The sequence below is a fragment of the Rhodococcus sp. ENV425 genome (assembly GCF_002887785.1).
Lineage (GTDB): Bacteria > Actinomycetota > Actinomycetes > Mycobacteriales > Mycobacteriaceae > Rhodococcus > Rhodococcus aetherivorans.
Map to the genome: position 1 here is coordinate 1 of NZ_PCZU01000283.1, position 7617 is coordinate 7617.

Consider the following 7617-nt stretch of genomic DNA (forward strand, 5'->3'; position numbering starts at 1 on the left):
GTACCCCAACTTCAGACCCTGCGACACCACCAACTCCTCGTCGTCGGAAACCTCGGAAACGACGGCAGGACGCGCCGCGGCACGCAGCCGCGAGTGCGCGTCCTGCCGTTGCCGTTTCCCGTTACTTGATGGCGAAACCGCGATAGCCTTCGGCCGCGACGTCGTCGCAGATCTCGCGGTAGGTGTTGAGCCCACCGACGTAGGACATGATCACCCGCGGCTTGCCCGGCACATTGGCGCCCGTGTACCACGAGTTGCCCTCGGGATAGAGCGTGCCCTTCGCCAGTTCGTTGTTGAGCTCGGTCCAATCGTGCGTATACGGCTCGAGCGCCTCGAACCGGCGGGCGCCGCGCTGCTCGAGACGTTCGATGCAGTCGGCGGTCCACTCCACGTGCTGCTCGATCGCGCACACCACGTTGGTGAGCACGTTCGGGCTTCCGGGACCGGTGAGCATGAACATGTTCGGGAACCCGTCGACCGCGATCCCGAGGTACGTGACGGGTCCGTCCTGCCACTTCTCCCGCAGCGTCTCGCCGCCGACACCGGAGATGTCCATCTTCAGCAGCGGACCGGTGATCGCGTCGAACCCCGTGGCGAGGATCACCGCGTCGAGTTCGTGCTCCGTTCCCCCGGCCCGGATGCCCTTGTCCGTGAACTCCTCGAGCGGCGCTTCGCGGAGGGAGACGAGCTCGACGTTCTCCCGATTGAAGGTCTGGAAGTAGTTGGTGTCGAGCGTGATCCGCTTGGCACCGAGCGGATAGGTCCGCGGTGACAGGTGTTCGGCGAGCTCGGGGTCCTGCACCACCGCGCGGATCTTGCTGCGGAAGAACTCGGCGATGGTCTCGTTGGCCTCCCGGTTGGTGAACAGGTCGGGGTAGGCGGCGATGAGGTCGATCGCCCGGTGCCGGTTCCACCGCTCCTCGTAGACCGCCCACCGCTCCTCGGGGGAGTGGTCGAGCGCGCCGACCTCGAGGGTGTCGGTGTACTGGCCCGACGGTGTGGTCTTCGAGGTCGCCTTGAAAGTCTCGATGTTCTCCTTGAACTCCCGCTTCTCGTCCTCGGTGAGGGGGCGGTTGCCGCAGTCGAGGCTGAACGCCGGAGTCCGCTGGAACACGGTCAGTTTCTCGGCCTGCTCGGCGACGAGCGGGATCACCTGGACGCCGGACGAACCGGTGCCGATCACCCCGACCCGCTTGCCGGTGAAGTCGACGCCCTCGCGTGGCCAGTCGGCCGTGTGGTACGTCGCACCGCGGAAGTTGTTCAGGCCCGGGAAGTCCGGCGTCTGCGACGTGGACAGACAGCCGACCGCGGTCACGAAGTACTTGGCGACGGCGACGTCACCGGAGTCGGTGGTGATCGTCCATCGGTCGGTGTGGTCGTCGAACCGGGCCGAGTCGACCCGGGTCCGGAACCGGAAGTGCTTCTTCACGTCGAGTCTGTCGGCGGCGAAGTTCAGGTAGCGCAGGATCTCCGGCTGGGCGGGATAGCGCTCGGTCCACTCCCACTCGTCGATCAGCTCGGGCGAGAAGGTGTAGGCGTATTCCATGCTGATGCAGTCGCATCGAGCGCCGGGATAGCGGTTCCAGAACCAGGTGCCGCCCACACCGTCGGCGGCCTCGAAGGCGCGGACCGTCAGCCCCATCTCCCGCAGCCGGTGCACCATGTAGATGCCGGAGAAGCCGGCACCGACCACGATCGCGTCGAACTCCTCGGCGGTGTTCTCGGTACCCATGCCGTTATCCGTCCGATCGGTACCCATGCCGTTCTCCGTCCGATCGGGGCTCATCGGGCGATGTCCGCGCCGGCGAGCACGTCCTCGACCGCCTCGACGACGTAGTCCATGCCGTCCTTCGCGCCCGGCAGGATGTTCACGAACTGGAAGAATCCGTGCATCTGCCCGGTGAACACCTTCTCGCGCAGTGGCACTCCGGCCGAGCGGAGCGCCTGCGCGTACTTGCGGCCCTCGTCGTGCAGGACGTCGTGCTCGGCGATCAGCACCGCGGCCGGGGCGACACCATCGAACGATTTCGCGTTGATCGGGGCGACCTCCCAGCGGGTGCGGTCCTTCGCCTCGGGCACGTACAGGTCCCAGAACCACACCATTGCGTCCCGGGTGAGCATGAGCTCATTCGCGGGGTCGAGGTAACTGGGTGTGTCGAAGTCGCAGTCGATGACGGGGTAGGCGAGGAACTGCAGGGCGAGTTCGGGACCGTTCTCCCGGGCGGCGCGCTGCGCGACCACCGCGGCGAGGTTGCCGCCGGCACTGTCACCGCCCACGATCAGCGGGGCGTCCGCGGCCGCGTAGGTGGCGCGGTTCGCCGCGAGCCACTGCACCGCGGTCCACGCGTCGTCGGCGGCGGACGGGAACACGTGCTCGGGAGCGAGCCGGTAGTCGACAAGGGCGACGACGCAGCCGGTGCGCTCGGCGAGCTGACGGCCGAGCGTGTCGTACCCGTCGAGGCTCCCGACCACCCAGCCCCCACCGTGCAGGTAGGCGATGACGCCGCGGGCGTTGTCGGTCGGCACCAGGAGCCGGATCGGCAGCTGGTGACCGTCCGGAGTCGGCACGGTGCGGTTTTCCACCCGGGTCATCTCCGGGCCGTCGCCGTAGAGCGGCGTGAAGCCTTCGCTCATGGCGCGGGCCTCCTGCGGGGCCATTTCGTGCAGGGGCGGACCGCCTGCCTTCGCCATCTCGGCAAGAAACGCGGTGGTGGCCGGGTCGAGGGCCATGGCATCTCCTTCGTGTGCGGCATGGGTTTCGACAGACGTCGACGACTCCCGATCGGATGCGCAGAGTCGGCGCGCAGCGAGTGATGCACATCACCATAACCATACGCATGATTATTTGCAATACCGGCGCGCTAGGGCCTTTATCTATGCGCATGATTGGTCTAGCTTGGAAGCGAGAGTTCCGGGGGCATCTCCCCGCATCTACTACGGAAGGCCACCGACCATGACTGCCGGAAACCAGGACACCGCGCTGCAGAGCCCCATCGACACCGTCGTCTCCGACCGTGCCTTCCTCGAGTGCCCCCGCTGGCACGACGGACGGGTATGGGTCTCGGATCTCTATCGGCACGAGGTGATCTCGATCGGCGCCGACGGTGCGGTGACCGTCGAGGCCACCCTCCCCGGCGACGAGCCGTCCGGCCTCGGCTGGCTGCCCGACGGCCGCCTGCTGATCACCGCGATGGAGTCCGGGCGGATCATGCGCCGCGAGCACGACGGCGAGATCGTCGTCCACGCCGACCTCTCGTCGGTCGCCACCGGCAAACTCAACGACATGGTGGTCGCCGAGGACGGCACCGCGTACGTGGGCAGTTTCGGCTTCGAGTTCAAGCGCGACACCCCGATCGCGCCGGCCAACCTGATCCGTGTCGCGCCCGACGGGTCCTTCACCGTCGAGGCCTCGGATCTCCGCTTCCCCAACGGCATGGTGATCACCCCCACCGGCACGCTGATCGTCGCGGAAAGCATGGGCAACAAGCTGACTGCGTTCGACATCGGTTCCGACGGCCGGCTCGGCGGGCAGCGCACCTGGGCCGCGTTCGGTCCGGACCTGCCCACCGACTCCGTCAAGGCCGCGATGAGCGCCGCGGCGGTCGCGCCGGACGGCATCTGCCTCGACAGCGACGGTGCGGTGTGGGTCGCCGACGCCCTCAACCGGCGGGTCATCCGCGTCGAGGAGGGTGGCGCGATCACCGGCGAGGTCGTGTTCCCGACCGGGGTGTTCGCGTGCATGCTCGGCGGCCCGGAGGGCAACACCCTCTACGCCTGCGCCGCGCCGAACTCCTCGGAGGCCGCCCGTCGTCACACGCGCGACGCGAGCCTGCTCGCCACCCGCGTCGGCGCCACCCACGGCGGTCGCCCGTAGGACGGCCCCCAGGACATGGGAAAGGGCGGCGATTCGTCGAATCGCCGCCCTTCCCTGTTGTTCGGCTCGATCAGTACGGCGCGTACGCCGCCGCGGAGGCCGGCTGGTCCAGCACGCGGTCCACGGTGATGCGCTTGCGTTCGATGAGCAGTGTCCCTTCACGCACGGCGAACGTGTCGGCGTAGCGCCCGTACAGCCGCTGCGTGCCCTCGGGGCCGGCCACCGTGGCCTCGAAGTACGCGTCGACCCGCACCCGGCCGTCGCCCTCGTCGGACACACGGACGTTGGTGATCGCGTGGCGGGAGAACTCCGCGCCGGACTCGGCGAAGGCACGGTAGACGCCGAGGAACTCCTCCGGGCCCGCATCCTCCTTGCCGTTCTGGGTGATCGAGACGTCGTCGGTGATCAGCGCGCGCAGGGCGTCGAGGTCGCCCTCGTCCACGGCGGTCGCGTACGCGTACATCACGTCCTCCGCGCGGCGCGCGAGATCGGGAGAAACCGCAGTCATATCGGGTCCTTCGCTGTCGTCGTGGGTCAGGGAAGCTGGATCAGCTTGGTTTCGAAGAACGCGTCGAAGCCCTCGATGCCGCCCTCGCGGCCGAGACCGGACTGCTTGTAGCCGCCGAAGGGCTGCACGACGCACATCGCGTAGCCGTTGACGGAGATCTGGCCGGTGCGCACCCGTCGCGCGATGCTCTGGGCCAGCTCTTCGTCCCTCGCGTAGACGGAGCCGGAGAGGCCGTAGTCCGAGTCGTTGGCGATGGCGACGGCCTCGTCGATCGAATCGAACGGAATGACCACCAGCACAGGCCCGAAGATCTCCTCCTGCGCGATGCGCATGTCGTTGGAGACGTCCGCGAACAGGGTCGGTTCGACGTACCACCCGCGGTCGAGGTGGGCGGGCTTGCCGCCACCGGTCACCAGACGGGCACCCTCCTTCTTGCCGATCTCGATGTAGTCGAGCACCCGCGTCTGCTGACGCTCGGCGGCCAGGGGGCCGAGGACAGTGTCCTCGTCACGGGGATCACCGACCTTCACGCTCTCCATCACCGCCTTGATCGCCTCGACGACCTCCTCCTGGCGCTCGCGCGGGACGATGATGCGGGTGAGGGCGGCGCAGACCTGCCCCGAGTGACCGATGCCGCCGAACACCATGCCGGGCAGGAAGGTGTCCAGGTCGATGTCGTCGGCGATGATCGCGGCAGACTTGCCGCCCAGCTCGAGGGTGACCCGCTTGATCCGCTCGGCGGCCCGGCTCATGACGACGCGGCCGGCCGCCGTGCTGCCGGTGAAGCTGATCTTGTCGACGTCCGGGTGGCTGACGAGGTAGTCACCCACCTCCCGTCCTGCCGGCACGACGCTGATGACGCCTTCGGGCAGACCGGCGGCGTCGAGCGCCTCGGCCAGCATCATCATCGTGACGGGGCCCTCCGGGGCCGGCTTGAGCACCACCGTGCAGCCCGCGGCGAGTGCGGGCGAGATCTTCAGCGAGCCGGTCGCAACCGGACCGTTCCACGGGACCACGACCGCGACGACACCGATGGGCTCACGCACGATCTTGCCGTGCCCGCCCTTCCAGGTGCGCTCCTCCTCGAACGCGAAGCGCTCGTGGAACGTGGCCGCGTCGTCCCACATGTCGACGGCGTTCTGGTGGAACAGAGTGGAAACCGCTGCGGGGGCGCCCAGTTCGAGGGTGAAGGCCTCGGCCATCTCGGGGATGCGCTTCTTCACCTCGTTCCCGACGCGCACGAGGATCTCCGCCCGCTCGGCGGGCGTCATCCGCGGCCAGGGACCTTCGTCGAACGCCTTGCGCGCCGCCGCGACGGCGCGGTCCATGTCCGCCTCGCGCGCCTCGGGCACGGTCGCGATGACCTCGCCGTTGATCGGGGAGATCACCTCGATCACCGCGTCGCTGGACGGCTCGACCCACGATCCGCCGATGAACAGCTTGTCGTAGCTCTTCAGCTGGATGGGAGTGGCTGTGGTCATGCTGTGTTCCTCCACTCGACCGCGGACTCTCGCCACGGCGACTCGCTGGATGGGATGGGAGTACTACTTCGCTGCCGGGGCCGGCGCCTGCAGGGGCGCCGACAGATCCCGGATCTCGTCCGGATCCACGACGACACGGCGGTCGATCGCCATGCGGGCCTGCACCATGTGCCGGGGGGAATCGACGCTCAGGTGCGCGGTGAGCTGCCCGGCGGCATCGAACCAGGCCGCACCCCACTTGCCGTCCGCACCCTCGCGGAACACCATATCGTCGGATTCGCTTCTGTGTCCGACGAATTGGATTTTGTGTCCGAACTGGTCGCTCCAGAAGTACGGGACCGGGTCGAAGACGGGCGGCGACTGCGGTCGCAGGAGCGCGCCGGCGACCGTCGCCGGCCCGGTGCGCGCCTCGTCCCAGTGTTCACCCCCGAGTCGCGTCCCGAACCGGGGCGACCAGCGCATCGCGACGTCTCCGACGGCGAACACCGCCGGGTCGGCGGTTCGCAGCGACTCGTCGACGACGACCCCGCGATCGATCTCGAGTCCCGACCCGGTCAGCCAGCCCACGTCGGGCCGCACTCCGATACCGGTGACGACGACGTCCGCCGGCAGTGCGGTGCCGTCGTCCAGTGTCAGCCCGTCTGTCGTGACCTCGCCGACGCCGGTGCCGCAGCGCAGATCGACTCCGTCCCACCACGATCGCAGCCGTTCGGCGACCTGCGCGCCCAGCGGACCCGCGAGCGGCCGGGACCCGGCTTCCACGCAGGTGACCGAGCAGCCGAGAGACAGTGCGGTCGTGGCGATCTCGGCGTTGATCCAGCCGGCACCGACGAGAACGACGCGGGCTCCCGGGCGCAGCTCGGCGCGGAGACGCTCGGCGTCCGCGGCGGTGCGGAGCACGAGTTGCCGGCCCGCCCCGGGCAGCGCGACCGGGGCCGCCCCGGTCGCGACGACCAGCGCGTCGTAGGAATGTGCGCCGGCATCGGTGTGCACCGCCCGGGCTGCGGTGTCGAGCGCCCGGGCCCGGACACCGAGGCGCAGTTCGACGCCGAGCGCCGCGTAGTCGACATCGAACGTGGTGTCCTGCGCCTCGAGGAGTGCGGACTTGCTCAGCGGCGGGCGGTCGTACGGCGGGGTGGGCTCGGAACAGATCAGCTCGAGCTCGCCGTCGAAGCCTTCGGCGCGCAACGCCTCACACGTGCGGAGCCCGGCGAGGCCGCCGCCGACGACGACGATTCTTCGGCCGTTGAACACGGCGTTCCCCTGTCCTGTCGATGAATCGGATGGTGCGGTGGGTGCGCTCGGTACAACTCAGTACAAGGTGTAGTCCGACAGCACGCGCGGGCCCGGCGTGTAGGTGGCCGGGATCCGCTGCCAGCCCATGTTGGTGCCCTGATGCGGGTACCGCTCGAGCGCGGAGAAGTCCACCTCGTAGTCGGGCATCCGCTCGAGAATCTGGGTGATGAGCGTCTTGGACATGTAGCGGCCGAGATGCGATCCGGCGCAACGGTGTACGCCGATTCCGAATGCGGTGTGCCGGTTCGGCCACCGTTCGATGTCGATCTCGTCCGGGTTGTCGAAGAGCTTCTCGTCGCGATTGGCCGACGACCAGGACAGCAGCACCCGATCGCCCTTCTTCATGGGGCAGCCCTGGAACTCGGTGTCCTTGGTGACGGTCCGGGCGAGCGCCTGAGTGGGCGAGAAGTACCGCAGGAACTCCTCGACGGCGTGGTCCATCAGGCTCGGATCGTCGA

Annotated in this window: 7 protein-coding genes; 1 reads left to right on the top strand and 6 read right to left on the bottom strand. The window is 68.6% G+C overall.

Annotated features, from left to right (window positions below; genetic code table 11):
* Nucleotides 1-121 precede the first annotated feature (121 nt).
* Together CQZ88_RS26600 and CQZ88_RS26605 are read right to left on the bottom strand one after the other, a co-directional pair.
* On the bottom strand, nucleotides 122-1732 hold the full coding sequence (locus CQZ88_RS26600; protein ID WP_029546532.1) for an NAD(P)/FAD-dependent oxidoreductase: 1611 nt from the start codon (nucleotides 1730-1732) through the stop codon (nucleotides 122-124).
* A gap of 50 nt (nucleotides 1733-1782) precedes the next feature.
* Complete coding sequence (locus CQZ88_RS26605) at nucleotides 1783-2730, bottom strand: alpha/beta hydrolase (RefSeq protein ID WP_029546533.1); 948 nt, start codon at nucleotides 2728-2730, stop codon at nucleotides 1783-1785.
* A 223-nt stretch (nucleotides 2731-2953) separates the two neighbouring features.
* On the opposite strand from CQZ88_RS26605, the gene CQZ88_RS26610 reads away from it, so the two are divergent.
* Nucleotides 2954-3874, top strand: coding sequence for an SMP-30/gluconolactonase/LRE family protein (locus tag CQZ88_RS26610; RefSeq protein WP_029546534.1), 921 nt, complete (start codon nucleotides 2954-2956; stop codon nucleotides 3872-3874).
* Between the two features lie 70 nt (nucleotides 3875-3944).
* Here CQZ88_RS26610 and CQZ88_RS26615 read toward each other — a convergent pair whose 3' ends face one another.
* The 4 genes from CQZ88_RS26615 to CQZ88_RS31950 form a co-directional block, all read right to left on the bottom strand.
* Complete coding sequence (locus CQZ88_RS26615) at nucleotides 3945-4382, bottom strand: nuclear transport factor 2 family protein (protein WP_102800547.1); 438 nt, start codon at nucleotides 4380-4382, stop codon at nucleotides 3945-3947.
* A gap of 26 nt (nucleotides 4383-4408) precedes the next feature.
* A complete protein-coding gene (locus tag CQZ88_RS26620) occupies nucleotides 4409-5863 on the bottom strand; it encodes an aldehyde dehydrogenase (protein WP_029546536.1) in 1455 nt (484 codons plus the stop codon).
* A 63-nt stretch (nucleotides 5864-5926) separates the two neighbouring features.
* Nucleotides 5927-7117: an NAD(P)/FAD-dependent oxidoreductase gene (locus CQZ88_RS26625; protein ID WP_050036061.1), complete on the bottom strand. Its 1191-nt coding sequence runs from the start codon at nucleotides 7115-7117 to the stop codon at nucleotides 5927-5929.
* Between the two features lie 57 nt (nucleotides 7118-7174).
* Nucleotides 7175-7617 (bottom strand): cytochrome P450 (locus CQZ88_RS31950; RefSeq protein WP_258008811.1); only part of this gene is annotated, 443 nt, incomplete at its 5' end.

Coding starts and splice junctions, on each gene's coding strand:
- CQZ88_RS26600 (WP_029546532.1), bottom strand. CDS start 1,732: ATGGGTACCGAGAACACCGCCGAGGAGTTCGACGCGATCGTGGTCGGT.
- CQZ88_RS26605 (WP_029546533.1), bottom strand. CDS start 2,730: ATGGCCCTCGACCCGGCCACCACCGCGTTTCTTGCCGAGATGGCGAAG.
- CQZ88_RS26610 (WP_029546534.1), top strand. CDS start 2,954: ATGACTGCCGGAAACCAGGACACCGCGCTGCAGAGCCCCATCGACACC.
- CQZ88_RS26615 (WP_102800547.1), bottom strand. CDS start 4,382: ATGACTGCGGTTTCTCCCGATCTCGCGCGCCGCGCGGAGGACGTGATG.
- CQZ88_RS26620 (WP_029546536.1), bottom strand. CDS start 5,863: ATGACCACAGCCACTCCCATCCAGCTGAAGAGCTACGACAAGCTGTTC.